The following is a 25178-nucleotide window of genomic DNA, read 5'->3' on the forward strand; positions in this document are numbered from 1 at the left end:
TTTTGGAATCAGGGGCGACGCTTTTAGCGGCAACCGCCTGCCCATCCGAGTAGCGTTTGCGTGATGGCGAGGGCATTCGTGCCGGATGGCGCAAAATTGCGCGGGACCGCTCGGACCGATTTGCGATCGATGGGGTCGGAGGACTTACGACGAAATTTTCTAACCCGCTCTGACCATTATTCTGCAGGTTCGGCCGACGCCTCGTCTGCTACGCCAGCCCGGCTCGCCATGATTCCGAGTGCGACCCCACCGATCGCGAGGATCGGCAACAGCCGCCTGACGCCGATGGCACGCACGATCTGAAGTCCCGTAGCGAGCAGCATAGGGTCCGCAAGCATGCTCTGTGCCATCGACTTCGCGGCGCGCTCGGCCGCGATCTGGGCGCGCTTCTGCACCTCGCGCTTGTAGCCCCAATAGGTGCCGGCAGCGGTCAGCGTCAGCAGGAAGAAGATGCCGGCACCCGCGAGGCAGGCCTGAACCGGACCATATTTCTCCAGGACCGAAATGAAGGCCGCGGCGCAGAGGAAGCACGTGGTGATGAAGAGCGCGAATGCCGTGCCTGCGGCCAGCGAGGTCAGTCGCACAGTGGTGCCGGTGGATGCACTGATCCCGTCGATGATGCGCTGAAACATGGCCTTGCTCCTCAAATCCCCCACAAGCCGAACCGCCGCACGCCGGCATCGGGCGCGGCAGCGCCGCCGTCTCGAGATCCGTTCCGCAAACCTACCGCCGCCAGGCGGCGCCGATCAGGAAGCCGATGCCGAGGGCGAGCCCGACGGTCGCGAGCGGCCGCTGCGTGATGGCCTCTTCCAGCGTCTCCTCGATCGAACCGTAGGCGTCTTGCGCAGCCTCCATCATCGCGCTGCCGCGGTCGGACATGTCGTCCATCGCGGAATCCATGTTCTCGCGCGCCTGGCGATAGCCGCGGCGAGCCTGCCTGCTGGTGGAATTGGCGAAGGTATTGAGCGCGTCGGTGATCTGTTCGGTGAGGGCGGCGATATCGCTTTTCACGGCTGCTACATCCTTCTCGAGGCGTTCCCTGGTGGCTTTGTCGGTCCAGTCCTTCATCCCGGCTTCGGCATTGGTCGTGGACATCGGGAGCTCCAAACTGTTGACGGCTGAGATAGCCGGAGAACGTTTCGTGGTCGGGGAAGTTCCGTTCACGGAAACCGCTCAGGCCTGCGGCAACTGCGGCGAATCCGCCGGCAACAGATGCTCCTTGAGGATCAGGCCGACGATCAGGAGCGGCGACGATAGGAACGCGCCCATCGGGCCCCACATCCAGGTCCAGAATGCCAGCGCGAGCAGGACCGCAAGCGCATTCAGCGCCAAGCGCCGGCCGATGATGGTCGGGGTGATGAAGTGCCCTTCCAGGAAGGTGAGGCCGCCGAAGGCGAGCGCCGCCATCAGCGCGCCGCTGATGGTCGGGAAGGCGACCAGCCCCACCATGACCAGTACGGCGAACATCGCGATCGGCCCGATGATCGGAATGAAGTTGAGCGTTGCCGCAAGTGCGCCCAGGCCGGCCGGATTGGGCATGCCAGTGAGCGCGCAGATGAGGCCGGTGGCGACGCCGACGCCGACATTGATGACGGTGACGGTCAGGAGGTAATTGCCGAGATGGACCTCGATCTCGTTGAGAATACGCAGTGTACGCAGCCGCGCGTCGTGATTGCTGAAGTTCATGATCATCGCCCGCCGCAGGTCGCGCCAGCTTGCGATGAACAGAATGAGGGTGACGAAGAACAGCAGAAATTCAGTAAAGGTCGGCGACAGGAATTCCAGCGTCGGCTGCACCCACTCGATCTTCGGCAACTGGAAGCTGGGGAATTCCTCCGAGCCGCCGACCATGGCTTGCAGCTCGCGCCACAGCGCCAGTGGCCGGTCGAACACGTGCAGCTTGTCCTTTAGTTGCGCGCCGAGCTCCGGCAGGTGCGTGCTCCATTCCATCACAGGCGAGGCGATCAGCGCGACCGCGAACGCGACCACTGCCGTACCCGCGATAACGATCAGGACGGCACCGAGAGCGCGCGGCACCTTGCATCGCTCGAGGAAGCTCGCCGCCGGCGACAGCATGGTGCCGATGACGAAGGCCATCACCACGGGCAGGAAGAACGCTTTTCCGACATAGAGCACGGTGACGACCGCAATCAGCAGGAGGCCTGCGAGTGCGAAAGCGACGAACTCGGTGCGGCGGATGACCGGTGGCAGCTCACTATGGCTGTCGGGAAGCGGTTCACCTTCGCTGTTGCCAGGAATCAGACGTTCGCTGGGAAGGACGCGCACAATATCTCTCCCGCACGCGCAACTCCCGATCCGCGCGCCCATCGACGATCCGACAACGTGCTGGCTGAGCAAGGGTTCCGTCGCGGCTTCGTGAAGACGCGCTCGCTTGACTGTGACGTCGCTGCCGCAGAGTTCGGCGGAACCTGAGTCGGCCCGGTCGCGTTTGTTGGCGACAGCATCACCCAGATGCACACATCCAACGGGGCAGCTCATGACAAGGTTCTCTCTCGTCCGCCGCTTCTCACCGCGCGCCGTCACTGCGTTTGCCTTCGCAAGCGCACTGCTCATCATGCCCTTTGGCGGCGCGCGTGCGCAAACCCTCGGCTTCGTGTCGATGCAGTCGCAGTCGTATCCGCAGGACCAGGGCTATTCACAGGGTTATGGAAGCGAGGCACCGCAAGCCGCAGACGAGGACGCCCGGCTGCCCGATCGGCTGCGCAGGCAGATCGTCAGCTTCGACAGGAGCGAGCCGGCCGGCACCATCGTCATCGATACCAACAACACCTATCTCTACTACGTGCTCGGCCAGGGACGCGCCATCCGCTATGGCGTCGGCGTCGGCCGCGAGGGCTTTACCTGGGCGGGCGTGCAGAGCATCAGCCGCAAGGCCGAGTGGCCGGACTGGCATCCGCCGGCCAAAATGATCGCGCGCCAACCCTATCTGCCGCGCTTCGTGGCAGGCGGTCCGGGTAACCCGCTCGGTGCCCGTGCGATGTATCTCGGCTCGAGCGAATACCGCATCCACGGCACCAACGATCCCAGCACCATCGGCAAGTTCGTCTCGTCCGGCTGCATCCGCCTGACCAATGAGGACGTCATCGACCTGTTCGGCCGCGTCAATGTCGGGACGAAGGTCGTGGTGCTGCCCAAGAACGCGCCGCTGATGGCCAAGGGAAGTGACAAGGCAGGCGATTCCGTGCGCAAGCACCCGGCCATGACGACGCTGCCCTCGGGCCATCAGGCGCTGAACATCTCGGCGTCGTCGGTGAACTGAGAGTTGAGTGAGGCTACATGAAAAGACGTTCGTTCGGTAAACTGGTCGGGTGTGCGGCGGCCTTGTTCACCGTCACCGCCCTCGGCCTCGCGTTGACGCCCTCGGCGCATGCGGAGGACTTTTTCTCGGCGCTGTTCGGCGCGTTCGGCGCGCGGCCTCCCCAGATCCGGACGCCGTTCCCAAACGATGACATGCCGCGCTACGACATGCCGCGCCAGCGAGCCGCCTATGGTGGCGGCGCCGCCTATTGCGTGCGCGGATGCGACGGCCGCTATTTTCCGGCGCAAGGAACGGATGCCGAAAGCAAGGCGCAGTCCTGCAAGAGCTTCTGCCCGGCGTCCGAAACCTCGCTGGTCTATGGCAGCAACATCGACGATGCCACGACGGAGAACGGAAAGTCCTATTCCGATCTGCCGAACGCCTTCCGCTATCGCAACGAGATCGTCGCGGGCTGCACCTGCAACGGCAAGGATCCGGTCGGGCTCGCCCAGGTCAAGGTCGAGGACGACCCCACCTTGCGCAAGGGTGACATCGTCGCCGGCGCGGGCGGCCTGGTGGTCGCCACCCGCAACGCCAACGACCGCCGCGGCGTCGCGATGAATTTCTCGCCGCTGCCGGAATCCGTCCGCGCCAGATTCCGTCAGGTGCCGGTGGTGGCGAAGGAGTAGGGCGTAGCGCTCCCCCAACGTCGTCCTGGCGAAAGCCAGGACCCATTACCCCTGATGTAGCCTGGGCGGCACGCTGATAACCATCAGCCTGCCCATTTCAGAGGCCGGTGGTTATGGGTCCTGGCTTTCGCCAGGACGACAGCGAGGGTGTAGCGCCCGCGTGCCCTACGCCGCCCGGATCTTGCCCAAGAAATCGCTGACCTGCTGACCGAGCTGACGGCTCTGCGTCTCGAGCGTCTCCGAGGCCTGCTTGACGTTTTCGGCGGCACCGGCCGCGGTGTCGGCATCGGCCTTCACGCCAGTGATGTTGTCCGAGACGTTCTTGGTGCCCTGCGCCGCATATTGCGTGCTGCGGGTGATTTCCTGGGTCGCCGCACCCTGTTCCTGCACGGCGGCGGCGATGGCGGTGGCGACCTCGTTCACTTCGCCGATGATGCCGCCGATGGCCTGGATCGCGTTGATGGCGTCGCCCGCGACCTTCTGGATGTCGGCGATCTGCTCGGAGATTTCATCGGTCGCCTTCGCGGTCTGGCTCGCCAGTGACTTCACCTCCGATGCCACCACGGCAAATCCGCGCCCCGCTTCGCCGGCACGGGCGGCCTCGATCGTGGCATTGAGCGCGAGCAAATTGGTCTGCGCCGCGATGGTGTTGATCAGCCCGACCACCTCGCCGATGCGCCCCGCCGACTGCGCCAGCCCTTGCACCGTGCTGTCGGTTTCGCGCGCTTGGTTAACGGCGCGACTGGCGATGCCTGCGGCATGCGCGGCCTGCTGGCTGATGTCGTTGATCGACGCGGAGAGCTCCTCGGCCGCTGCAGCGACGCTCTCCACACTCGTGGAGGCATCGTTCGAGGCCTTGCCCGCGATCTCGACGCGTTCATTGGTCTGGCGCGATACCGCGGAGAGATCGCCGGAGGTCTTGCGCATCTCGCCGGAGGCCTCGCTCAACTCGCCCAGCGATTTGCGCACCACGCCCTCGAACTCGCCGACATAGGCCTCCATCGCGTGCTGGCGCGCGGCCGGCGCCTTTGCTGCGCGCATCCCTTTGGTCGTTCGAAGTCTGCCGTAAAATTACGGGGGCCTTTGCTGCGTCGGGCAAATACCTGAAATTGCAAGGGGTTGCAGAGGCGGAACCCGCGCGCCTTACAGGCGTTAGGACGAGGCAGCCATTTGCCTGAAGGGGGGTCCTAGCGATGCTGGTCGGCGTACTCGTCACCTTTCTCGTTGTTATTCTCGTACTTTATCTCATCAACATGCTGCCGATGGACGGCCGCGCCAAGCAGATCGCGCGCGTGATCGTCATCATCATCGGCATCGTGTCGCTCCTGAAATATCTTGCGGTGTTCTAGCGGACCCATTCAAACAAAAAGCCCCGGCCTGGGCCGGGGCTTTTTCGTGCTGCCTCAATGCAGCGACTTGAGCCAGTCGTCGACGTCCTGACGAACCTGGTCCTTGGCCTTGCCGTAACGTTCCTGGAGTCGGCCCTCGAGCTGCTCGCGACGCCCCTCGATCAATCGGAGGTCGTCGTCAGTGAGCTTGCCCCATTTCTCCTTGGCCGAGCCCTTGAACTGCTTCCAGTTTCCTTCGATGCGATTCCAGTCCATGACCATCTCCATCGCGTTGATGGCCTACAACGCAAGCGGCGCGCAGCCGTTCCGCTGCGCGCCGCGACGTTTCGCCGTTCGAACTGAGGCTATTTAACCCGCTGCCTTCGCCTCGCGGCGGCGGGCGGTGAGGATGTACTCGGTGTAGCCGTTCGGCTGCTCGCGGCCCTTGAAGATGAGGTCGCAGGCCGCCTTGAAGGCGACGCCGTCGAAGGCGGGCGCCATCGGCTTGTAGATGGGATCGCCCGCGTTCTGCTTGTCGACGACCACGGCCATGCGCTTCAGGGACTCCATCACCTGCGCTTCGGTGATGACGCCCTGGTGCAGCCAGTTGGCGAGATGCTGGCTGGAGATGCGTAAAGTAGCGCGATCTTCCATCAGGCCGACATCGTGGATGTCCGGCACCTTGGAGCAGCCGACGCCCTGGTCGATCCAGCGCACGACATAGCCGAGGATGCCCTGGCAGTTGTTGTCGATCTCCTGCCTGACGTCATCGGGCGCCCAGTTCGACTTCGACACCGGGATGGTGAGGATGTCCGAGAGCTTTGCGCGCGGTCCGCCTTTGGTGAGCTCCTTTTGGCGCGCGATGACGTTGACCTGGTGGTAGTGCAGCGCGTGCAGCGTCGCGGCGGTCGGCGAGGGCACCCAGGCGGTGGTGGCGCCGGCCTGCGGATGGCTAAGCTTCTGCGCCAGCATGTCCGCCATCTTGTCAGGCGCGGCCCACATGCCCTTGCCGATCTGGGCGTGCCCGGGAAGGCCGTCGATCAGGCCCATGTCGACGTTCCAGTCCTCATAGGCCTTGATCCAGGCCTGCGCCTTCATCTCGTTCTTGCGGATCATCGGGCCCGCTTCCATCGAGGTGTGGATCTCGTCGCCGGTGCGGTCGAGGAAGCCGGTGTTGATGAACATGATGCGCTTGGAGGCGCGCTGGATGCAGGCCTTGAGGTTGACGGTGGTGCGCCGCTCCTCGTCCATGATGCCGACCTTGAGCGTGTTCTCGGGCAAGCCCAGCAACTTCTCCACGCGGTCGAAGATCTCGCAGGTCAGCGACACCTCGTCGGGGCCGTGCATCTTCGGCTTGACGATATAGGCAGATCCCGTGCGGCTGTTCTTGACCTTGGAATTGCCCTTGAGATCGTGAATGGCGAGCAGGCCCGACACGGCCGCATCGAGCAGCCCTTCCGGAATCTCCTCGCCGGTCTCGTCCAGCACCGCGTCGGTGAACATGTGGTGACCGCAATTGCGCATCAGGAGCAGGCTGCGGCCGTGCAGCTTGAGCTCGCTTTTGCCATCCGGCGTCTTGTAGCTGCGGTCGGCGTTCAGCGAGCGCGTCAGCGTCTTGCCGCCCTTCTCGAAATCGGCCGACAGCGTGCCGTTCATCAGGCCGAGCGTGTTGCGGTAGACCAGCACCTTGTCCTCGGCATCGACTGCGGCGACGGAGTCCTCCATGTCGAGGATGGTGGAGACCGCGGCCTCCATGATCATGTCGGCGACGCCGGCCGGATCGTCCTTGCCGATCGCGCTGCTGCGGTCGATCTTGACCTCGACATGTAGGCCGTTGTTGACGAGCAGCACGGCGGACGGAGCGGCCGCATCGCCCTGGAAGCCCGCGAACTGCGCCGCGTTCTTCAGCGCGGTGGCATTGCCGCTCTTCAGCTTCACCGCGAGCTGGCCCGCGACGACGCTGTACGCGGTGACGTCGGTGTGGCTGCCGGTCGCCAGCGGCACGGCGGTATCGAGGAATGCCTTGGCCTTGGCGATCACCTTGTCGCCGCGCGCCTTGTTGTAGCCCTTGCCACTCTCGGAAGGATCATGCGGAATGGCGTCGGTGCCGTAGAAGGCATCATAGAGCGAGCCCCAGCGCGCATTCGCCGCATTCAGCGCATAGCGCGCATTGGTCAGCGGCACGACGAGCTGCGGGCCGCAGATCTTGCCGATCTCCTCGTCGACATTGGCCGTCTCGACCTTCTGCGTCGCCGGCTCCGGGACGAGATAGCCGATCTCCTTCAGGAAGGCGGTATAGGCGTTGAGGTCGAACGCCTTGCCTTTGTTGGCGCGGTGCCAATCGTCGATCTTGGCCTGCAGCGTGTCGCGGAAAGCGAGCAACGACCGGTTCTTCGGCCCCAGCTCCTTGATGATGGCGGCAAGCCCGGCCCAGAACGCATCCGGCGCGATCCCCGTTTTCGGGGCCGCTTCCTTGGCGATGAAATCGAACAGGACGGGAGCGATCTTCAATCCGTGGGCATCGACGCGTTTCATGATGGGCTTTCTTGTTGGAAATGGCTGTTTTTGGCTGCTTTTGACCCGACAGCAGCAAAATGCGCCCATAGGGGGCGGCTTTCGGAGGCCTATTAGCCCCAAAATCAAGGCCGTGAGAAGACCCCTAGGGGGTTGTCAAAATGTCAAGACAGGCCGGCGAGCGGGCGAGGGCCGCACCTAGACGTCAAATGCCAAGCAATGGGCGCGATCTCTCCCCGGTGTCGTCCCGGCCTAGTGCGCAATTGCGCACGAGGGGCCGGGACCCATAACCATAGGGAGAAATTTGGCGAAGATTAGTAGTTCGGGACTCGCACCTCATCCCACCGAAAGATCACGCGGTATGGGTCCCGGCCCCCCGCGCGCAATTGCGCGCTAGGCCGGGACGACACCGATGATGTGGCGCGATAATCGGCGACTCAAATATTCGCGGCGAGGTCCACGACTTCGTCGAACAGCACGCCGGTGGTCTTCAGCATGCGCTCGATCTCGTCGGCGGCTTCGGCGACGGTCCGTCCCGACGTATCGATCACGAGCTCGGCCGCCTGCGGCGCCTCGTAGTCGTTGCCGATGCCAGTGAACGAGGCGAGCGTGCCGGCTCTCGCCTTCTTGTAGTGGCCCTTGGGATCGCGTTCCTCGCACACGCCCGCAGGCGTCGCGACATGGATTTCGCGGAACGCGGTGTCGGCGATCCGGCGCGCGGTGGCGCGGTCCTCGCGCGCTGGTGAGACCGCGGCGACGATCGCGATGTGGCCGTTGCGGGCGAGGTGCGTCGCGACTTCCGCAAGGCGGCGGATGTTCTCGCTGCGATCAGTGGCGGTGAAGCCGAGATCGCTGTTGAGCCCGGCGCGCAGCGTGTCACCGTCGAGCAGGATCGGCGAGCCGCCATTGGTGAACAGCCGCCGCTCCAGCGCCTTGGCCAGGGTCGACTTGCCGGAGGCGGGCAGACCCGTGAGCCAGACCACGGCACCGTTGTGGCGGTAGCGCGCGGAGCGCTCGTCAGGGCGCAGCGCCGATTCCACCGGCACGATGTCGACCGGCACGGCGCGCTGGCCGGCATCGACCGACAGCACCAGGCCCCCGCCGGCGATGCGCCCGGACACCTCGATCACGAGACGTCCGGTGCGCGGATTCTCGGTGTAGGGATCGGTGGCAATCGGGCTCGACAGAGAGATGTCGATCTCGCCGACATGGTTGCGGCCGATCGCCTTGTTCTCGTTGCTTTCGAGCTCGCCGGGATCGACCGCCTTCTCGATCGCCACCACGGTGGCGCGGCTTTCCTTCGGCCCGCAGCGGACCAGGAGCTGATCGCCCTTCGCGAGCGGCTTGTCGTGCAGCCAGAAGATGCGCGCGCGCAGACGGCGCGTCTCGCGCGGTGCGGTGCCGGCATGCGCGATGATGTCGCCGCGCTCGATGAACAATTCGCGGTCGAGCGTGATGCCGACCGAGCGGCCGGCGCCTTGCCGGCCCGCGACCGGTGTTACCGGCCAGCTCTCGACCGTCTTGATCTTGGCGATCTTGCCGGCCGGCATGATCACGATCTCGTCGCCCGCAATCAGGCTGCCGGATTCGATCCGGCCCGCCACGATGCGGCGGTCGTCGAACTTGTAGATCGCCTGCACCGGCAGCCGCAGCGCCAGCGTCTCCAGCGGCCGCGCCGGCTCGAGGGCGTCGAGCGCTTCGACCACAGTCGGTCCCTTGTACCAGCCGATCCGATCGGTGCGCGCTGCAACGCCGTCGCCGTCGCGCGCGGAAATCGGGATCACGGCCGTGGGCTTCACGCCGAGACCGTTGAGATGCGCGGAAATCTCGTCGCTGATCTCCTTGAAGCGCTCAGCTGAGAAGTCGACGCGGTCCATCTTGTTAACGACGACCGCAACCTGCTTCACGCCCAAGAGATGCAGCAGATAGCCGTGACGCCTTGTCTGGTCGCGCACGCCTTCGAGCGCGTCGATGATCAGCACCGCGCCGTCGGCCTGCGAGGCGCCGGTGATCATGTTGCGCAGGAATTCGGCGTGGCCGGGTGCATCGATCAGCACGATGTCGCGCGAATTGGTGCGGAAGCGGATCTGCGTGGTGTCGATGGTGATGCCCTGGTCGCGCTCGGTCTGGAGTGCGTCGAGCAGGAACGACCATTCGAACGGCATGCCTCGCCGTGCGCTGACGGCCTTGAGCATTTCGAGCTTGCCGTCGGGCAGGCTGCCGGTCTCGTGCAGGAGGCGGCCGACCAGCGTCGACTTGCCGTGGTCGACATGGCCGACGATGACGATGCGCACTTGCGGACGCGTGGTGCCGTTCGGAGTGGCCGGCGAAGCCGTGGTGACGATCATGTTCATGCGACGCTCGCGTCCTTGGGAATCAGAGATAGCCGGCGACGCGCAGGCGCTCGAAAGCGTCCTCGGTCTCGTGGTCGAGCGCGCGCCCGGCGCGCTCCGGCACCTTGGTCTGTTCGAGCTCGATCAGGATTTCGTCGATGCTGACGGCGGTCGAAGCGACCGGATTGGTGATGTCCTGATCGCCCAGCGAGCGATAGCGCTTGCCGTCCTTGGCGAGATACAGCGGAATGATCGGGATGTTCTCGCGCTTGGTGTAAGCCCAGATGTCGGCCTCGGTCCAATGCAGGATCGGATGGATGCGCAAATGCGCGCCTTGCGGCGGCGAGGCATTGAAATGATCCCAGAACTCCGGCGGCTGATCACGCACGTCCCAATTGCCTTCCAGTCCGCGCGGCGAGAACACGCGCTCCTTGGCGCGCGTTGCCTCCTCATCGCGGCGAATGCCGGCGATCAGGCCGTCAAAGCCGTACTTGGCGAGCGCCATCTTGAGGCCTTCGGTCTTGCGCGCGGCGGAACGCGCGGCCGGCGGCAGCGTCGGGTCGACGGCATCGATCGGCGGGCAGGGCTCGACGCGCAAGTCGAGGTCCCACTCTTTGCCGTAATGATCGCGGAAGCGATACATTTCCGAAAACTTCTTGCCGGTGTCGACATGAAGGGCCGGGAACGGCATCTTGCCGAAGAAGGCTTTCCGCGCCAGCCAGATCATCACGTTGGAGTCCTTGCCGAGCGACCACAGCAGGGCAATCTTCTTCAGCCGTGCGAAGGCCTCGCGGAAGATGTAGATGCTCTGCGCCTCGAGCTGGTCGAGATGATCCATGCTTGGGGCAAGCTCGGCAGAAAATTCTTGCGCGCGCACGCGCTCAGCCAGTGCCGGATTGCTCAGTCGATCAGCAGCGGAATCGTCCTTGAGAAGATGCATCTCTGCCACTTTGCGTTTGGAGGCGAAAATTCTATAGTTGCAGTGCGGAAGAGAAGAAAAAATTTTCTCTTTGCGCGCTCGAAACGAGACATATATAGAAAATAATTCCAGTCAACCCCGTTTGTGGGGAAGCGGGTATCGCATGCGGTTCTTGCCGGTGTTTCTCGATCTCAAGACCGGTCCGGTGGTCCTCATCGGCGCGGGTGAGCTTTTGCGCGCCAAGCTGCGCGTGCTCGCTGCTGCCGGCGCGCGCATCCGCGTGCATGCGATCGATGGCGATCGTGATCTGAGCTTCAGCTCCGAGGACACCAGGCGTATCGAAATCGTGTCCGGCGATCCGCTCACTGCCGATCTCTCGGGTGTCATCGCTGTCGTCTGCGCCGGCGCTGGTGAAATCGGTGTGGCGATGTCGGTTCGCGCCAAGGCGCTGGGCCTGCCCGTCAACGTGATGGACGATCTCGAACATTCCAGCTTCATCTTCCCGGCGATCGTCGATCGCGGCGACGTCGTGGTCGCGGTCGGCACCGGCGGCACCTCGCCGGTGGTGGCGCGGCGCGTGCGCGAGAAGATCGAGGCGCTGCTGCCGGCCCGCATCGGCGAGCTCGCCGAATTCATCGGCGGCTTCCGCAAATCCATCAACGAGCGCATCGCCGAATTTCCGTTGCGCCGCCGTTTCTGGGAGCGCGTCATTGACGGGCCGATCGGCGCGGCCGTGCTTGCCGATCGCAAGAGCGAAGCGGACGCGGCGCTCAAGGCTATTGCTGATCCCTCCGCCTTCGCGCGCGCCGACAAGCCGGAAGGCTCGGTGGCGCTGGTCGGCGCCGGGCCCGGCGATCCCGATCTCCTCACCATCAAGGCGCTGCGCGCGCTGCAGGATGCCGATATCGTCTTTCACGACGAGCTGGTCTCGCCCGAAATTCTCGACCGCATCCGCCGCGATACCACGCGCGTTGCCGTCGGCCGCCGTGTCGGCAAGCCCGGCATCGGCCAGGATGCCATCAACAAGCGCATGATCGAGGCCGCGCAATCCGGCCAGCGCGTGGTGCGGCTGAAAGGCGGCGATCCCTTCGTATTCGGCCGTGGCGGCGAAGAGATGGAAGCCTTGCGCGCCGCCGGCATCGCCTATTCGATCATTCCCGGCATCACCGCAGGTATCGGCGGTGCCGCCGATTTCGAGGTGCCGCTCACTTACCGTCATGAAGCAACCCGCATCACCTTCCTCACCGCGCACAAGGCGCGCGATGCGGAAGTCGTGGACTGGTCGACGCTGACCGACACCAAGATGACCGTCGTGGTCTACATGGGCACGACCGCAGCGCCCGCCATACGCGCCGGCCTCTTCGCCGCCGGCCGTTCGCCGGAAACCCCGGTCGGCGTGTTCGCCCGCGTCACGCGCCCCGACGCGCAAGGCGCGATCGGTACGCTCCGCGACCTGCCCGAGCTCGTGCGGCGGACCAATGGCGGTCCTGCCATTCTCATCATCGGCGAGGTGGTCCGGCATGCCGGCTCGCTTCGCCGCCAAACTCCCAACCAAATCATCTCTGACCTCCTGGATGCAGCCGAATGACCTCCCCGCTTGAACAGAAGAAGATCAAAATCGCCGGCCCCTCGGTCGTGACCGCCAACCGCACCTGGGACGGCATTGTGGTCTATCGCACCGCCGCCAAGGGTTGGTCCGCGGACCTGTCGGAAGCCGCGATCGTGCGCAACTCCGACGAGGCGAAAGCGTTGCTTGCTGAGTCCGTCGCCGATGACGTCGGCGCGATCGGTCCCTATATCGCGCCGGTGCAGATCGGTGCGGACGGCAAGATCCAGCCCGGCAATCTGCGCGAACAGATCCGCCGCACCGGCGTCACCATCGGACAGCCGGCCCAGGTTTAAGGCGCTTTCTTATGTATGCTTACGACGAAATCGACCGCACGCTCGTCAACGAGCGCGTCTCGGAGTTCCGCGACCAGGTGAAGCGGCGCCTCTCCGGCGAGCTCACCGAGGACGAGTTCAAAATCCTGCGGCTCCAGAATGGCGTCTATCTGCAGCTGCACGCCTACATGTTCCGGGTCGCGATCCCCTACGGCACGCTGGCGACCAACCAGCTGCGGGCGCTCGCTCATGTCGCGCGCAAATACGACCGCGGCTATGGCCATTTCACCACGCGGCAGAACATCCAGTTCAACTGGATCAAGCTCGCCGAGCTGCCGGATGCGCTGGCCGATCTCGCCAAGGTCGGCATCCATGCGATGCAGACCTCCGGCAACAACATGCGCAACGTCACCTCGGACCAGTGGGCCGGCGTCGCGCCCGGTGAGATCGAGGATCCCCGCATCTGGTCGGAGCTGATCCGCCAGCACACCACGCTGCATCCGGAATTCTCGTTCCTGCCGCGCAAGTTCAAGATCGCGATCACCGCGTCCGATCATGACCGCGCCGCGATCAAGATCCACGACATCGGCCTCCGGCTGATCAAGAACGAGAAGGGCGAGACCGGCTTCGAAGTGCTGGTCGGCGGTGGCCTCGGCCGCACGCCGTTCATCGCCAAGACCATCAAGCACTTCGTGCATGGCCGCGACATCCTCAGCTATATCGAAGCGATCCTGCGCGTCTACAATCAGTACGGCCGCCGCGACAACATCTACAAGGCGCGCATCAAGATCCTGGTGCACGAGCTCGGCATCGAAAAATTCTCGCGCGAGGTCGAGGACGAGTGGCAGCACATCCGCAACTCCTCGCTCCAGATCGACGACGAGGTGATCGAGGACATCCGTTCGCGCTTCACCTATCCCGCCTACGAGAAGCTGCCGCACATGCCGGACGAGCTGCGGCAGGCCGCGGCCGATCCGGATTTCGAGGCGTGGCGCAAGAACTCGGTGGCCCCGCACAAGGTGCAGGGCTATTCGATCGTCACGATCTCGCTGAAGCCGACCGGTGGACCTCCGGGTGATGCCACCGCCGAGCAGATGGACGCGCTGGCCGACCTCGCCGACAAATACTCCTTCGGTGAAATCCGCGTCGGACACGAGCAGAACCTGGCGCTGCCGCACGTTGCCAAGCGCGACCTGCCGACGCTCTGGAAGGCGCTGGACAAGCTCGGGCTGGCGACGCCCAACGTCAATCTGATCACCGACATCATCGCCTGCCCGGGTCTCGATTATTGCTCGCTGGCGAATGCGCGCTCGATCCCGATCGCGCAGGAGCTGACGCGGCGGTTCGCCAATCACGAGCTCGCCAACCTGATCGGCCGTCTCCACATCAACATCTCCGGCTGCATCAATGCCTGCGGTCATCACCATGTCGGCCACATCGGCATTCTCGGCGTCGAGAAGAATGGCGAGGAGGTCTACCAGATCACCATCGGCGGCCGCGCCGACGAGAACGCAGCGCTCGGCACACTGATCGGCCCGGGCGTGAAGTTCGACGAGGTCGCCGACGTCGTCGAGGACATCGTGGAAGCTTATCTGGCGCTGCGCGAGCGGCCCGAAGAGCTGTTCATGGACACGGTGAAACGCCTCGGCGTCGAACCCTTCAAGGAGCGCGTCTATGCCACTCGTTAACGGCGGAAAGATCGTCGACGACAGCTTCGTCAAGCTTGCCGTCGATACGCCGCTGCCCGAGAGCGGCGACATCCTGGTGCCGGCCGAACGTTTCCTCGGTGAGGCGGAAGGCCTGCTCAAGCGCGCCGGCAAGGTCGGCGTGATCTGGCCCAACAATCGCGACATCGCCGAGCTCGTGCCTTATCTCGACAAGGTCGCCACGGTCGCGCTGGTGTTCCCGACTTTCCGCGACGGCCGTGCCTACAGCCAGGCCCGGCTGCTGCGCGAGCGCTACAATTACCGCGGTGAATTGCGTGCCACCGGCCAGGTGCTGCGCGACCAGTTCGTGTTCATGCTGCGTGCCGGCTTCGATGCCTTCGAGGTCAAGAAGCAGGCCGACGCGGAAGCCTTCATGCAGACCGCCAAGCGCTATTCGGTGTTCTACCAGCCGACCGGCGACGGCCGCATCACGGCGCTCCACCGGCGCATGCAGTTGCGCCATTCCGAAGGTGTCGGCACGTGAACGCGATCGCGCCTCAGGTTTCGTCCATCTCTGCGCTGCCCCCGGCGGACGAGCTCGATCGGAGCTTACGCGATGCCTCGCCCGCGGAGGTCATCGCCGCGGCGCTGAGGACGGTCGGGCGCGACAAGCTCGCGCTGGTGTCGTCCTTCGGTACGGAATCGGCGACGCTGCTCAAGGTGATGGCGGACGTCGACCCGGCGATCCCGGTGATCTTTCTCGACACCGGCTGGTTGTTCGAGGAGACGCTCGCCTATCGCGACACTTTGATCGCGACGCTGGGCCTGAAGGACGTCCGTTCGATCAAGCCCGCCGAGGAAACGCTATCGCGCGACGATCCCGACCGCGACCTCTGGTTCTCCGATCCCGACGCCTGCTGCCGCATCCGCAAGGTGGAGCCGTTGGCGCGCGCGCTCAAGCCGTTCTCGGCCTGGCTCAACGGCCGCAAGCGTTTCCAGGGCAGCGCACGCGCCGACATTCCGGTCGTCGAGGACGATGGCGCGCGGTTGAAGTTCAACCCCTTCGCCAATGTCTCGCGCGAGGAACTCGAGGCCATCTTCGTCCGCGCCAAATTGCCGCGTCACCCTCTCGTCGCCTCCGGTTTCCTGTCGGTTGGGTGTATGCCTTGCACGAGCAGAACGGCCGAAGGCGAGGATTCTCGCGCCGGTCGCTGGCGCGGCCGGGCCAAGACAGAATGCGGCATTCACACGATGAAGACTTCGTAGCACAGTCAGGCTGCGACATCGCGAACAAGAAAATCCGGTTCCGTTGACTTAAGCGCGTTTCGACCCGAGTTATGCCTGCACGCCTTCGCTGACACCGACGTCAACGAAGTGAATGGAGATGGACATGATGCGCTGTATCGTTCCGCTCGCTGCAGGACTCCTCTGGGCAAGCTCGGCTCTCGCCGCTGACATCAATCTGCTGAACGTGTCGTACGATCCGACGCGCGAGCTCTATGTCGAATTCAACAAGGCGTTCGCGAACGCCTATCAGAAGGAAACCGGCAAGAGCGTCGAGATCAAGCAGTCGCATGGCGGCAGCGGTTCGCAGGCGCGCGCGGTGATCGACGGATTGCAGGCCGATGTGGTGACGCTCGCGCTCGCCTATGATATCGACGCCATCGCCGCCAAGGGCCTCACCACAGCCGATTGGCAGAAGCGGCTGCCGCAGAATTCATCACCCTACACCTCAACCATCGTCTTCCTGGTGCGCAAGGGCAATCCCAAGGCCATCAAGGACTGGGACGATTTGATCAAGCCGGGCGTCGCAGTGATCACGCCGAACCCGAAGACGTCAGGGGGCGCGCGCTGGAATTATCTCGCGGCCTGGGGTTTTGCGCAGAAGAAGTTCGGCTCGGCCGACAAGGCCAAGGAGTTCATCGGAAAGCTTTATCAACAGGTACCGGTGCTCGATACCGGCGCACGCGGCGCCACCGTGACCTTCGTCGAGCGCGGCGTCGGCGACGTGCTGCTCGCCTGGGAGAACGAGGCGTTCCTCGCGCTGAAGGAGTTCGGCGCGAACAAGTTCGAGATCGTGGCGCCCCCGCAATCGATCCTCGCCGAGCCGCCGGTCGCCATCGTCGACAAGGTTGCCGATAAAAAAGGCACCCGCAATGCCGCCGATGCCTATCTCCAATATTGGTACACCAAAGAGGGGCAGGAGATCGCCGCGCGCAATTTCTACCGCCCGCGCGATCCCGAAATCGCCAAGAAGCACGAAAGCGCCTTCGCCAAGGTCGAGCTGTTCACGATCGACGACGTCTTCGGCGGCTGGACCAAGGCGCAGCGGGAACATTTCGCCGACGGCGGCGTCTTTGATCAGATCTACAAGAACTGATCGAGCGCTGTCTTTAGGCGGTTTTTAGCAGGGGGCCTGGTGAGCGCACTCGCAGCACGACGCCGGACATTGCCGGGCTTCGGTCTTACCATGGGACTGACGCTTTCCTGGCTGTCCGTCATCATCCTGATTCCGCTCGCCGGTCTGTTCCTGAGATCGCTCGAGCTGAGCCCGGAACAGTTCTGGAATATCCTTTCCAGTCGCCGCACGCTGAACGCGCTCCGCGTCTCCTTTGGCCTCGCCTTCGCGGCCGCCTGCGTCAATCTGGTAATGGGCAGCATCATCGTCTGGGCGCTGGTGCGCTACCGCTTTCCCGGCCGGCGGCTGTTCGATGCCATCGTCGACGTGCCCTTCGCGCTCCCCACCGCGGTCGCCGGCGTCGCGTTGACCGCGCTGTTCGCCGAGAAGGGCTGGTTAGGGGCGCCACTCGCGGCGCTCGGCATCAAGGTCGCGTTCACGCCGGTCGGCATCTTCGTCGCCATGATCTTCATCGGCATTCCCTTCGTGGTGCGCACGGTGCAGCCGGTGCTCCAGGATCTCGACCCCGAGATCGAGGAGGCCGCGGGCAGCCTGGGCGCCAACCGCTGGCAGACCATCATCCGCGTGATCCTGCCGTCGCTCGCACCGGCGCTGCTCACCGGCCTTGCGCTCGCCTTTGCGCGTGCGGTCGGCGAATACGGCTCGGTGATCTTCATCGCGGGCAATCTGCCCAATGTCTCCGAGATCGCGCCGCTGCTGATCGTGATCCGGCTGTCCGAATTCCGCTACGCCGATGCGACCGCGATCGCGGTGGTCATGCTCGTCGTCTCCTTCGTCATCATCTTCGCCGTCAACCGGCTCCAGCGCTGGGCGCAGAGCCGGATCCCGGAGCGCTGAGGGGGGATGCGATGACGATGCAGATCGCAGAATCCGCTTCGCTGGTCTCGCCCGATGCGCGCGCACGTGCGCATGCGGCCGCGGCGCGCGACAGCCTGCGTACCGAACCCAGGGCGGTGCGCATCACCATCATCGCGCTGGCGATGATCTTCCTCACCGTCTTCGTCGTGCTGCCGCTCGTCGTGGTGTTCGCCCAGGCATTCTCGAGAGGAATCCTCGCCTATTTCGCTGCGCTGGCCGAGCCGGAGGCGCTGGCCGCGATCAGGCTGACGCTGCTGGTTGCCGCGATCTCGGTCGGCCTCAATCTTGTCTTTGGCCTCATCGCGGCCTGGGCCATCGCCAAGTTCGACTTCAGGGGCAAGACCTTCCTGATCACGCTGATCGACCTGCCGTTCTCGGTCAGCCCGGTGATCTCGGGCCTGGTCTTTGTACTGCTGTTCGGCGCGCAGGGCTATTTCGGTACCTGGCTGCGCGAGCACGACATCCAGATCCTGTTCGCGGTGCCCGGCATTGCGCTCGCCACCACCTTCGTGACCTTCCCCTTCGTGGCGCGCGCGCTGATCCCGCTGATGCAGGAGCAGGGCACGCAGGAGGAGGAAGCGGCGATCTCGCTCGGCGCCTCGGGCCTGCAAACCTTCTTCCGCGTCACGCTGCCGAACATCAAATGGGGCGTGCTCTATGGCGTGCTGCTCTGTAACGCGCGCGCGATGGGTGAGTTCGGCGCGGTCTCGGTCGTTTCCGGTCACATCCGCGGCGAGACCAACACCATGCCGCTCCTGGTCGAGATCCTCTACAACGAGTACCAGTTCGTCGCCGCCTTCGCGATCGCCTCGCTGCTGGCGATGCTGGCGCTGATCACGCTGATCGCAAAAACTGTTCTCGAACGTCATCTGGACGAAGGACAAGACGCCCGTGACCATTGAAGTCAGGAATCTCGTCAAGAAGTTCGGCAGCTTCAAAGCCCTCGACGGCGTCGATCTCAAGGTCGACAATGGCGAGCTGGTCGCGCTGCTCGGGCCATCAGGCTCCGGCAAGACCACGCTGCTGCGGATCATCGCCGGCCTCGACTGGCCCGACGCTGGCGACGTCTCCTTCAACGGCGAGGACGCGCTGGCGCAGGGCGGGCGCGAACGGCATGTGGGCTTCGTGTTCCAGCACTACGCGCTATTCCGCCACATGACCGTGTTCGAGAACGTCGCCTTCGGCCTGCGCGTGCAGCCACGCGCTGTCCGGAAAGACGAGGCCACGATCCGTGCGCGGGTGAAGGAGCTGCTCGATCTCGTGCAGCTCGACTGGCTCGCCGACCGCTATCCGAGCCAGCTTTCCGGCGGTCAGCGCCAGCGCATCGCGCTCGCCCGCGCCCTCGCGATCGAGCCGCGCATCCTCTTGCTCGATGAGCCCTTCGGTGCGCTCGATGCCAAGGTGCGCAAAGAGCTGCGCCGATGGCTGCGCTCGCTGCACCACGAGATCAACGTCACCTCGATCTTCGTCACCCACGACCAAGAGGAGGCGCTTGAGGTCGCCAATCGCGTCGTGGTGATGGACAAGGGCCGGATCGAGCAGATCGGCTCGCCCGACGACGTCTATGAAAGCCCGGCGACCGCCTTCGTCCACGGCTTCATCGGCGAATGCATCGAGCTCCCGGTCGAAGTGGGCGGCGGCGTGATCAGGCTTGGCGACCGGCCGCTGCGGCTTGCTGCGGATGGGCTTGCGCCTGGCGCGTCAAAACTGTTCGTGCGGCGACATGACATGCTGGTCGGCCCGCCCGGCTCCGGCGCCTTCGAGGGCGCGGTTCAGCATGTCCGCAATTTCGGCCCCGTGCAGCGCGCCGAGGTCGCGCTGTCAGGCGGCGAGACCGTCGAGATCGACGCGCCCCGCGACAGGGAACTGCGCGCCGGCGACACGATCGGGCTCGAACCCCGCCGCTACCGGATATTTGCGGGCTAGATCCCCGTCATTCCGGGATGGTCCGAAGGACCAGACTCGGAATCTCGAGATTCTCAGGTGCGCAACTGCGCACCAGAGTTCAGCGCTGCGCGCTGCCCCGGAATGACACCGCGCAGATTTTCCTCAAAATTCACCTTTCAGCCACGGTTGGTATGCAACAACGGCCCCTCATTTGGGGGCCTGATTCATGCGCGCTGCGGCCGCAATATCAATCACTTTGCTTCTGGCCGGCTGCGCCGGCAACGAAGCGCCGGTCCAGCAGCCGTCCATGTACACCGACATGGCAGTCCCGGGCGCCAAGCTCGATGCGCAGGCAGCCGCCGTGATGATCTCGCAATACCGCCAGAACAACGGGCTCGGTACCGTCATGATCGATCCCGGTTTGATGCTGCTCGCCGAATCCCAGTCCCAGGCCATGGCGGCCGCCAACAAGATGGACCATGACGTTCGCGCGCCGCTCGCCAAGCGGCTCGCCGGCGGTGGCTATCCCGCGACCGTCGCGGTCGAGAACGTCTCGGCCGGCTATCACACGCTGGCGGAAGCGTTTTCCGGCTGGCGCGACTCGCCGCCCCACCGCGCCAACATGCTCAAGGGCGGTGTCACAAAATTGGGCATCGCGGCGGGCTATGCTCCCGGCACCAAATACAAGGTGTTCTGGACCATGATCCTGGCTTCGACGGACCCGCGATAAGCCAGACTTGATCCCGGGATGCATTGACGCCGCGGCGGACTGTCGCCACGGTGGCTCGCCTTTTGCTATTGTTCCCTCATGACAGATCATAGTCCGGACTCCGCCAGCATCCCCGCGAATGCGCAACGCGTCCTGGTCCTCCAGGGCGGCGGTGCGCTCGGCTCGTACCAAGCCGGCGCCTTCCAGGCGCTGTGCGGCCACGGCTTCGAGCCGGAATGGGTCGCCGGCATCTCCATCGGCGCGATTAACGCCGCCATCATCGCCGGCAACGAGGGCCGCACCCGCGTCGAGCGGCTGAAGGAATTCTGGGAGATGGTGTCGGCGCCGGTGCCGTGGAAGCCGATCGGCAAGAGCGATCACAGCCGCGAGCTGTTCAACTCGACGAGCGCGGCGCTGATCGCGACCTTCGGCGTGCCCGGCTTCTTCGTCCCGCGCGTTCCGCCGGCGCCGCTGTGGCCACCGGGTCATCCCGAAGCGGAGAGCTATTACGACACCGCGCCGCTGAAGAAGACGCTGGAGCGTCTGGTCGATTTCGACCGCATCAACGATGTGAAGACGCGTCTGTCGATCGGTGCGGTCGGCGTCACCTCCGGCAACTTCAAATATTTCGACAATTACGAGTTCAAGAAGCTCGGCAAGAGAATCGGCCCCGAGCACATCATGGCGTCCGGCGCGCTGCCGCCGGGGTTTCCGTCCGTGATCATCGATGGCGAGCACTATTGGGACGGCGGTATCGCCTCCAACACGCCGCTCGATTACGTGCTCGACGCCGAGCTCGCCCGCGACATGCTGATCTTCCAGGTCGATTTGTTTTCCGCGCGCGGCGATTTGCCGACCTCGCTGCTCGAGGCCGCCGAGCGCGAGAAGGACATCCGCTACTCCAGCCGCACGCGGATGAACACCGACAAGAACAAGCAGCTGCACAACGCCCGCCGGGCGGTGCGCGACCTCATCAGCAAGTTGCCGGATTATCTCAAGAACGATCCCTCCGTCGAATTCCTCGCGAAAGCGGCGCGCGAAAGCACCGTCACAGTGGTGCACCTGATCTACCGCAGCAAGAACTACGAATCCTCGTCCAAGGACTACGACTTCTCGCATGTCGCCATGGTCGAGCATTGGGAAGCCGGGGTGCGCGACGTGCATCTGTCGATGCGCCACAAGGACTGGCTCGAGAGGCCGCAGTCCGGCGAGACCATGGTGACCTACGATCTCACGGGGGACGTCACCGCACCCCCGGCAAAAAGGAGCGAATGAAATGGGTAGTCTGTCAGGCAAGAACGCCGTCGTGACCGGATCGACCAGCGGCATCGGGCTCGCTTACGCACGCGCCTTCGCCGCCGCCGGCGCCAACGTGGTCATCAACGGCTTCGGCTCGCCCGAGGACATCGAGAAGGAGCGCGCCAAGATCGAGTCCGATTTCAAGGTCAAGGCGATCTACTCGCCCGCCGACATGACCAAGCCCGCCGAGGTCGCCGGGATGATCGCGCTCGGCGAGAAGACGTTCGGCTCGGTCGACATCCTCGTCAACAATGCCGGCATCCAGTTCGTCTCGCCGATCGAGGAGTTTCCGCTCGAAAAGTGGGACCAGATCATCGCCATCAACCTGTCCTCCGCCTTCCATGCCATCCGTGCCGCCGTGCCCGGCATGAAGAAGAAGGGCTGGGGCCGCATCATCAACACAGCGTCGGCGCACTCGCTCGTCGCCTCGCCCTTCAAGTCGGCCTATGTCTCGGCCAAGCACGGCATCGCCGGTCTCACCAAGACCGTGGCGCTGGAAGTTGCGACCCACAAGATCACCTGCAACTGCATCAGCCCAGGCTATGTCTGGACGCCTCTGGTCGAGAAGCAGATCCCCGACACGATGAAGGCGCGCAATCTGACGCGCGAGCAGGTCATCAATGACGTGCTGCTCGATGCGCAGCCGACCAAGGAGTTCGTCACCTCCGAGCAGGTCGCCGCGCTCGCCCTGTTCCTGTGCAGCGACGATGCCGCGCAGATCACCGGTACCAATCTCTCGATCGATGGCGGCTGGACCGCGGAGTAAGCGCTCGATGCCGTAGGGTGGGCAAAGGCGCGTCAGCGCCGTGCCCACCATTTTTCCACGCTTGAAAGAAGTGGTGGGCACGCTTTCGCTTTGCCCACCCTACGAAAGTGAGAACGGAGCGGCAGCCTCTCGCTCAATGCGTCCAGGCCAGCGCCGTCACGAAGGCCGTCGACAAATTCAGCTCCGCAAACATGATCTTGCCGGCGACCACGAACAGCACGCTGGCAAGCGTCAGGCGCAGCACCGTTTCAGGGACGCGCGTCGCGCTGAAACTGCCGACGATGATGCCGGGCAGCGAGCCCAGCAGCAGCACGCCCATCAGCGCCCAGTCGACGTCACCGAGCCCCCAGTGTCCGATGCCGGCAACCAGCGTCAGCGGCACGGCATGGGCGATGTCGGAGCCGACGATGGTCGCCATCGGCAGGCGCGGGTAGAGCAGCAGCAATACGGTGACGCCGACCGCACCGGCGCCGACCGACGAGATCGAGACCAGCACGCCGAGCACGATTCCGGTGATCACTGTCGCGATTGCAGTGGTGCGCTCGTCGATCCGCTCGAGGCGTTTCCGGTAGCGATCCATGATCGACTGGCGGAAGATCAGCGACGTCGCAGTCAGGATCAGCGCAAAGCACAGCACCAGATTGACCAGGCTGCGCTCGGTATCGCTCTTGAGGTCGAGCTTCCACAGCACCAGCAGCGTCACCGCGCTCGCCGGAATGCTGCCGCAGGCGAGCCGCAGCACCGCCGGCCAGTGCACGCTGCGCGACCAGCCATGGACCACGCTGCCGCCGGTCTTGGTGGCGGCGGCATAGAGCAGGTCGGTCCCGACCGCCGTGGAGGGATGAACGCCGAACAGCAGGATCAGGAGCGGCGTCATCAACGAGCCGCCGCCTACGCCGGTCATCCCGACCAGCAGGCCGACGCCGAAGCCAGAGGCGACGTAGAGTGGATCAAACATGTCCGGGGAATCTTAGGTTGGTCTCGTCGGTTGGGCAATACGACGTAGAATGAACTTTCTCCGGCATGCAACTGTTTGGATCAAATAAGAAAAATCATGCTGCAGGTGGGAGATGCATAGCCATTTTGCCCTGTTCACCGGCGTCTTGCGAAACCGCCGTTCCCCAACGGGCAGATAGCCGCATGGCCTATTTTCCAAACGCCAGCACGTGCAGGCCGAGACGCTGCCGCACGATCCAGAACAAGAGCACCGTCTCGAAAGTGAGCGAGATCGAGGTCGCGGCGGCGGCGCCGTGGCCACCGTAGCGCGGTACCAGCGCGATGCAGAGCACGACGTTCATCACGAAGGCCAGCGCATAAGCGAGCGCGCAGATTCTTTGCTGGCCGAGCATGTTGAGCAGCCGCTCGACCGGCCCGATCGCGGAGCGCACCACCAGCCCGATCGCGGCAACGAACATGATGTCGTAGCCGACCACAAATTGCGGCCCGAACAGCCAGAGCAGCGGCTTGCCGAGCGCAAGCAGCACGATGGTCGCCGCCAGCGACGGCCAGAACGTCCAGCTGATGGCGTGCGCCACATAGGCCGACAGCCGCGCCTTGTCGCCGCTTGCGTTGTATTCGGCGAAGCGATGCGCGGTCGTCGCCGACATCGCGTAGTGGATGAAGGAGACCAGCGCCAGCGTCTTGACCACGGCAAAATAGACGCCGACCTCGTCGGAGGGGCGGAACTGCTGCAGCACCAGCACGTCGGTGTAGGACAGCAGCAGGTAAAAGCTCTCGACCAGCAGGATCGGCAGCGAGATGGCGAGCCAGCCGCCGATGTCGTAGGCCTTGGGGCCCGGCTCGATGTGATCGGCGAGCGTGCGGTTCAGCACCACCATCTGCCCGGCCATCGCGATCCACACCGCACCTAGGCTCGCGACCATCGCGGCGATCGCGCCGAGATGATAGCCGAGCAGGAAGGCAGAGGCCGTGATGCCGATGATCAGCGCCTGGCGAATGATGAATTGTGGCATCAGCCCGAGCTGCATCCAGTCGTGCGAGCGGGCGATGCCATCCTGGGTGTTGGCGACGACGAAGGCCGGCAGCGTCATGCAGCCGATATAGAGCGGCAGCACCTCGGCCGGATCGATCCAGGGTGAGAGCAGCCTGACGATGCCGGCGAGGCCGAGCGACACCAGCGCGGAGACGGCGAAGGTTAGCCAGCGGCTGCCGGAGAGAAAGCCGCGCAGCAACGCATGCTCGCCGCGGGCGCGGTACTCCGGAATGATCTTTTGCGCGGAAGCGGAGATGCCGAAATCCATCATGCTGCCGAGCAGCAGCACCCAGGTCCAGACATAGACATAGACGCCGTAATCGGACGTGCCCATCCAGCGCGCGAGCAGCACCTGCGAGACATAGGCGAGGCCTGCGCTGACGACGCGGATGATGAAGATGGTGCCGGCCAGCCGCCGCGTCAGCGAGGCCTCGCTCGAGCCGCCCGTCAGCCTGCCGCGCAGCCGCGCGATCAACCCGGCCGGTCCGGTCGTTGCGGGTTGTGCATCCATCACGGCCAATTCGAGATCCCCAGGGGGTTCCGCATGCTGCGGCATGCCCGGGAATTAGCAACCATTCGTTAAGATTCGGTTGGGTGGGGCGCGCCCTAACCCTCCGGTGTCGTCCCGGCCTAGTGCGCCATTGCGCACGAGGCCGGGACGCCGCTACAACAAAATAG

Annotated in this window: 24 protein-coding genes and 1 pseudogene; 15 read left to right on the top strand and 10 right to left on the bottom strand. The window is 64.5% G+C overall.

Going from position 1 to position 25178, the window contains the following annotated elements:
* Positions 1-176: 176 nt before the first annotated feature.
* The 3 genes from AAE027_RS33335 to AAE027_RS33345 form a co-directional block, all read right to left on the bottom strand.
* Entirely contained in the window at positions 177-632 is a 456-nt protein-coding gene (locus AAE027_RS33335) for a hypothetical protein (RefSeq protein WP_176945370.1), read from the bottom strand.
* A gap of 91 nt (positions 633-723) precedes the next feature.
* Positions 724-1095 carry an ElaB/YgaM/YqjD family protein gene (locus AAE027_RS33340; protein ID WP_091882036.1) on the bottom strand — a complete coding sequence of 124 codons (372 nt, stop codon included), beginning with the start codon at positions 1093-1095 and terminating at the stop codon, positions 724-726.
* Positions 1096-1173: 78 nt separating this feature from the next.
* Positions 1174-2286, bottom strand: a complete 1113-nt coding sequence (locus AAE027_RS33345) for an AI-2E family transporter (protein ID WP_176945371.1) — start codon at positions 2284-2286, stop codon at positions 1174-1176.
* A gap of 211 nt (positions 2287-2497) precedes the next feature.
* Between AAE027_RS33345 and AAE027_RS33350 the strand changes: the two genes are divergently transcribed.
* Together AAE027_RS33350 and AAE027_RS33355 are read left to right on the top strand one after the other, a co-directional pair.
* Complete coding sequence (locus AAE027_RS33350) at positions 2498-3280, top strand: L,D-transpeptidase (RefSeq protein ID WP_370987991.1); 783 nt, start codon at positions 2498-2500, stop codon at positions 3278-3280.
* Between the two features lie 17 nt (positions 3281-3297).
* Entirely contained in the window at positions 3298-3948 is a 651-nt protein-coding gene (locus AAE027_RS33355) for a DUF2865 domain-containing protein (RefSeq protein WP_370987992.1), read from the top strand.
* 165 nt (positions 3949-4113) lie between these two features.
* On the opposite strand, the pseudogene AAE027_RS33360 reads toward AAE027_RS33355, so the two are convergent.
* Positions 4114-4974 (bottom strand): annotated as a pseudogene (locus tag AAE027_RS33360) (methyl-accepting chemotaxis protein); the annotation flags it as partial.
* A 167-nt stretch (positions 4975-5141) separates the two neighbouring features.
* Between AAE027_RS33360 and AAE027_RS33365 the strand changes: the two are divergent.
* Positions 5142-5297 (top strand): Thivi_2564 family membrane protein, encoded by a 156-nt coding sequence (locus AAE027_RS33365; RefSeq protein WP_008546817.1) that lies wholly within the window; start codon positions 5142-5144, stop codon positions 5295-5297.
* Positions 5298-5351: 54 nt separating this feature from the next.
* On the opposite strand, the gene AAE027_RS33370 is transcribed toward AAE027_RS33365, so the two are convergent.
* The 4 genes from AAE027_RS33370 to cysD form a co-directional block, all read right to left on the bottom strand.
* Entirely contained in the window at positions 5352-5552 is a 201-nt protein-coding gene (locus AAE027_RS33370; protein ID WP_164934719.1) for a CsbD family protein, read from the bottom strand.
* A gap of 93 nt (positions 5553-5645) precedes the next feature.
* Positions 5646-7811, bottom strand: coding sequence for a malate synthase G (locus AAE027_RS33375; RefSeq protein WP_370987993.1), 2166 nt, complete (start codon positions 7809-7811; stop codon positions 5646-5648).
* 416 nt (positions 7812-8227) lie between these two features.
* Positions 8228-10144, bottom strand: a complete 1917-nt coding sequence (gene cysC / locus AAE027_RS33380) for an adenylyl-sulfate kinase (protein ID WP_370987994.1) — start codon at positions 10142-10144, stop codon at positions 8228-8230.
* A gap of 22 nt (positions 10145-10166) precedes the next feature.
* The gene (gene cysD, locus AAE027_RS33385; RefSeq protein ID WP_091882044.1) at positions 10167-10961 is read right to left on the bottom strand and encodes a sulfate adenylyltransferase subunit CysD; all 795 of its coding nucleotides are present in this window, start codon (positions 10959-10961) and stop codon (positions 10167-10169) included.
* 244 nt (positions 10962-11205) lie between these two features.
* Here cysD and cysG point away from each other — a divergent pair, with 244 nt between their 5' ends.
* The 12 genes from cysG to AAE027_RS33445 all read left to right on the top strand — a co-directional run bounded on the left by cysG (position 11206) and on the right by AAE027_RS33445 (position 22507).
* Positions 11206-12630, top strand: a complete 1425-nt coding sequence (gene cysG, locus AAE027_RS33390; protein ID WP_370987995.1) for a siroheme synthase CysG — start codon at positions 11206-11208, stop codon at positions 12628-12630.
* Entirely contained in the window at positions 12627-12944 is a 318-nt protein-coding gene (locus AAE027_RS33395; RefSeq protein ID WP_370987996.1) for a DUF2849 domain-containing protein, read from the top strand. Before cysG ends, AAE027_RS33395 begins: the two co-directional genes overlap by 4 nt.
* Positions 12945-12955: 11 nt before the next feature.
* A complete protein-coding gene (locus AAE027_RS33400; protein WP_370987997.1) occupies positions 12956-14611 on the top strand; it encodes a nitrite/sulfite reductase in 1656 nt (551 codons plus the stop codon).
* Positions 14598-15113, top strand: a complete 516-nt coding sequence (locus AAE027_RS33405) for a DUF934 domain-containing protein (protein ID WP_370987998.1) — start codon at positions 14598-14600, stop codon at positions 15111-15113. Before AAE027_RS33400 ends, AAE027_RS33405 begins: the two co-directional genes overlap by 14 nt.
* Positions 15110-15835: a phosphoadenylyl-sulfate reductase gene (locus tag AAE027_RS33410; RefSeq protein WP_370987999.1), complete on the top strand. Its 726-nt coding sequence runs from the start codon at positions 15110-15112 to the stop codon at positions 15833-15835. The genes AAE027_RS33405 and AAE027_RS33410 overlap by 4 nt, the downstream gene beginning before the upstream one ends.
* 112 nt (positions 15836-15947) lie before the next feature.
* Positions 15948-16949, top strand: coding sequence for a sulfate ABC transporter substrate-binding protein (locus AAE027_RS33415; RefSeq protein ID WP_370988000.1), 1002 nt, complete (start codon positions 15948-15950; stop codon positions 16947-16949).
* Positions 16950-16988: 39 nt separating this feature from the next.
* Positions 16989-17825, top strand: a complete 837-nt coding sequence (gene cysT, locus AAE027_RS33420; RefSeq protein WP_370988001.1) for a sulfate ABC transporter permease subunit CysT — start codon at positions 16989-16991, stop codon at positions 17823-17825.
* Positions 17826-17836: 11 nt separating this feature from the next.
* Positions 17837-18748, top strand: coding sequence for a sulfate ABC transporter permease subunit CysW (cysW, locus tag AAE027_RS33425; protein ID WP_370988002.1), 912 nt, complete (start codon positions 17837-17839; stop codon positions 18746-18748).
* The gene (locus AAE027_RS33430; RefSeq protein ID WP_370988003.1) at positions 18738-19772 is read left to right on the top strand and encodes a sulfate/molybdate ABC transporter ATP-binding protein; all 1035 of its coding nucleotides are present in this window, start codon (positions 18738-18740) and stop codon (positions 19770-19772) included. The genes cysW and AAE027_RS33430 overlap by 11 nt, the downstream gene beginning before the upstream one ends.
* 187 nt (positions 19773-19959) lie before the next feature.
* Positions 19960-20463, top strand: coding sequence for a CAP domain-containing protein (locus tag AAE027_RS33435; RefSeq protein WP_370988004.1), 504 nt, complete (start codon positions 19960-19962; stop codon positions 20461-20463).
* A 78-nt stretch (positions 20464-20541) separates the two neighbouring features.
* Entirely contained in the window at positions 20542-21717 is a 1176-nt protein-coding gene (locus tag AAE027_RS33440) for a DUF3734 domain-containing protein (protein ID WP_370988005.1), read from the top strand.
* Between the two features lies 1 nt (position 21718).
* Complete coding sequence (locus tag AAE027_RS33445; RefSeq protein ID WP_370988006.1) at positions 21719-22507, top strand: 3-hydroxybutyrate dehydrogenase; 789 nt, start codon at positions 21719-21721, stop codon at positions 22505-22507.
* Positions 22508-22640: 133 nt separating this feature from the next.
* On the opposite strand, the gene AAE027_RS33450 is transcribed toward AAE027_RS33445, so the two are convergent.
* Together AAE027_RS33450 and AAE027_RS33455 are read right to left on the bottom strand one after the other, a co-directional pair.
* Positions 22641-23465: a sulfite exporter TauE/SafE family protein gene (locus AAE027_RS33450; RefSeq protein ID WP_370988007.1), complete on the bottom strand. Its 825-nt coding sequence runs from the start codon at positions 23463-23465 to the stop codon at positions 22641-22643.
* A 187-nt stretch (positions 23466-23652) separates the two neighbouring features.
* Positions 23653-25020: an oligosaccharide flippase family protein gene (locus AAE027_RS33455; protein ID WP_370988008.1), complete on the bottom strand. Its 1368-nt coding sequence runs from the start codon at positions 25018-25020 to the stop codon at positions 23653-23655.
* Positions 25021-25178: the final 158 nt, after the last annotated feature.

It is taken from the genome of Bradyrhizobium sp. DN3 (genome assembly GCF_041357655.1).
Taxonomy (GTDB): Bacteria; Pseudomonadota; Alphaproteobacteria; order Rhizobiales; family Xanthobacteraceae; genus Bradyrhizobium.

Excerpts from the sequence above, each read along its gene's own strand:
- AAE027_RS33450 (WP_370988007.1), bottom strand. The coding sequence starts at position 23,465 with ATGTTTGATCCACTCTACGTCGCCTCTGGCTTCGGCGTCGGCCTGCTG.
- AAE027_RS33365 (WP_008546817.1), top strand. The coding sequence starts at position 5,142 with ATGCTGGTCGGCGTACTCGTCACCTTTCTCGTTGTTATTCTCGTACTT.
- AAE027_RS33350 (WP_370987991.1), top strand. The coding sequence starts at position 2,498 with ATGACAAGGTTCTCTCTCGTCCGCCGCTTCTCACCGCGCGCCGTCACT.
- AAE027_RS33435 (WP_370988004.1), top strand. The coding sequence starts at position 19,960 with ATGCGCGCTGCGGCCGCAATATCAATCACTTTGCTTCTGGCCGGCTGC.
- AAE027_RS33400 (WP_370987997.1), top strand. The coding sequence starts at position 12,956 with ATGTATGCTTACGACGAAATCGACCGCACGCTCGTCAACGAGCGCGTC.
- AAE027_RS33445 (WP_370988006.1), top strand. The coding sequence starts at position 21,719 with ATGGGTAGTCTGTCAGGCAAGAACGCCGTCGTGACCGGATCGACCAGC.
- AAE027_RS33370 (WP_164934719.1), bottom strand. The coding sequence starts at position 5,552 with ATGGACTGGAATCGCATCGAAGGAAACTGGAAGCAGTTCAAGGGCTCG.
- cysG (WP_370987995.1), top strand. The coding sequence starts at position 11,206 with ATGCGGTTCTTGCCGGTGTTTCTCGATCTCAAGACCGGTCCGGTGGTC.
- AAE027_RS33335 (WP_176945370.1), bottom strand. The coding sequence starts at position 632 with ATGTTTCAGCGCATCATCGACGGGATCAGTGCATCCACCGGCACCACT.
- cysW (WP_370988002.1), top strand. The coding sequence starts at position 17,837 with ATGACGATGCAGATCGCAGAATCCGCTTCGCTGGTCTCGCCCGATGCG.
- AAE027_RS33415 (WP_370988000.1), top strand. The coding sequence starts at position 15,948 with ATGGAGATGGACATGATGCGCTGTATCGTTCCGCTCGCTGCAGGACTC.
- AAE027_RS33395 (WP_370987996.1), top strand. The coding sequence starts at position 12,627 with ATGACCTCCCCGCTTGAACAGAAGAAGATCAAAATCGCCGGCCCCTCG.
- cysD (WP_091882044.1), bottom strand. The coding sequence starts at position 10,961 with ATGGATCATCTCGACCAGCTCGAGGCGCAGAGCATCTACATCTTCCGC.
- AAE027_RS33405 (WP_370987998.1), top strand. The coding sequence starts at position 14,598 with ATGCCACTCGTTAACGGCGGAAAGATCGTCGACGACAGCTTCGTCAAG.
- cysC (WP_370987994.1), bottom strand. The coding sequence starts at position 10,144 with ATGAACATGATCGTCACCACGGCTTCGCCGGCCACTCCGAACGGCACC.
- AAE027_RS33440 (WP_370988005.1), top strand. The coding sequence starts at position 20,542 with ATGACAGATCATAGTCCGGACTCCGCCAGCATCCCCGCGAATGCGCAA.
- AAE027_RS33375 (WP_370987993.1), bottom strand. The coding sequence starts at position 7,811 with ATGAAACGCGTCGATGCCCACGGATTGAAGATCGCTCCCGTCCTGTTC.
- AAE027_RS33340 (WP_091882036.1), bottom strand. The coding sequence starts at position 1,095 with ATGTCCACGACCAATGCCGAAGCCGGGATGAAGGACTGGACCGACAAA.
- AAE027_RS33355 (WP_370987992.1), top strand. The coding sequence starts at position 3,298 with ATGAAAAGACGTTCGTTCGGTAAACTGGTCGGGTGTGCGGCGGCCTTG.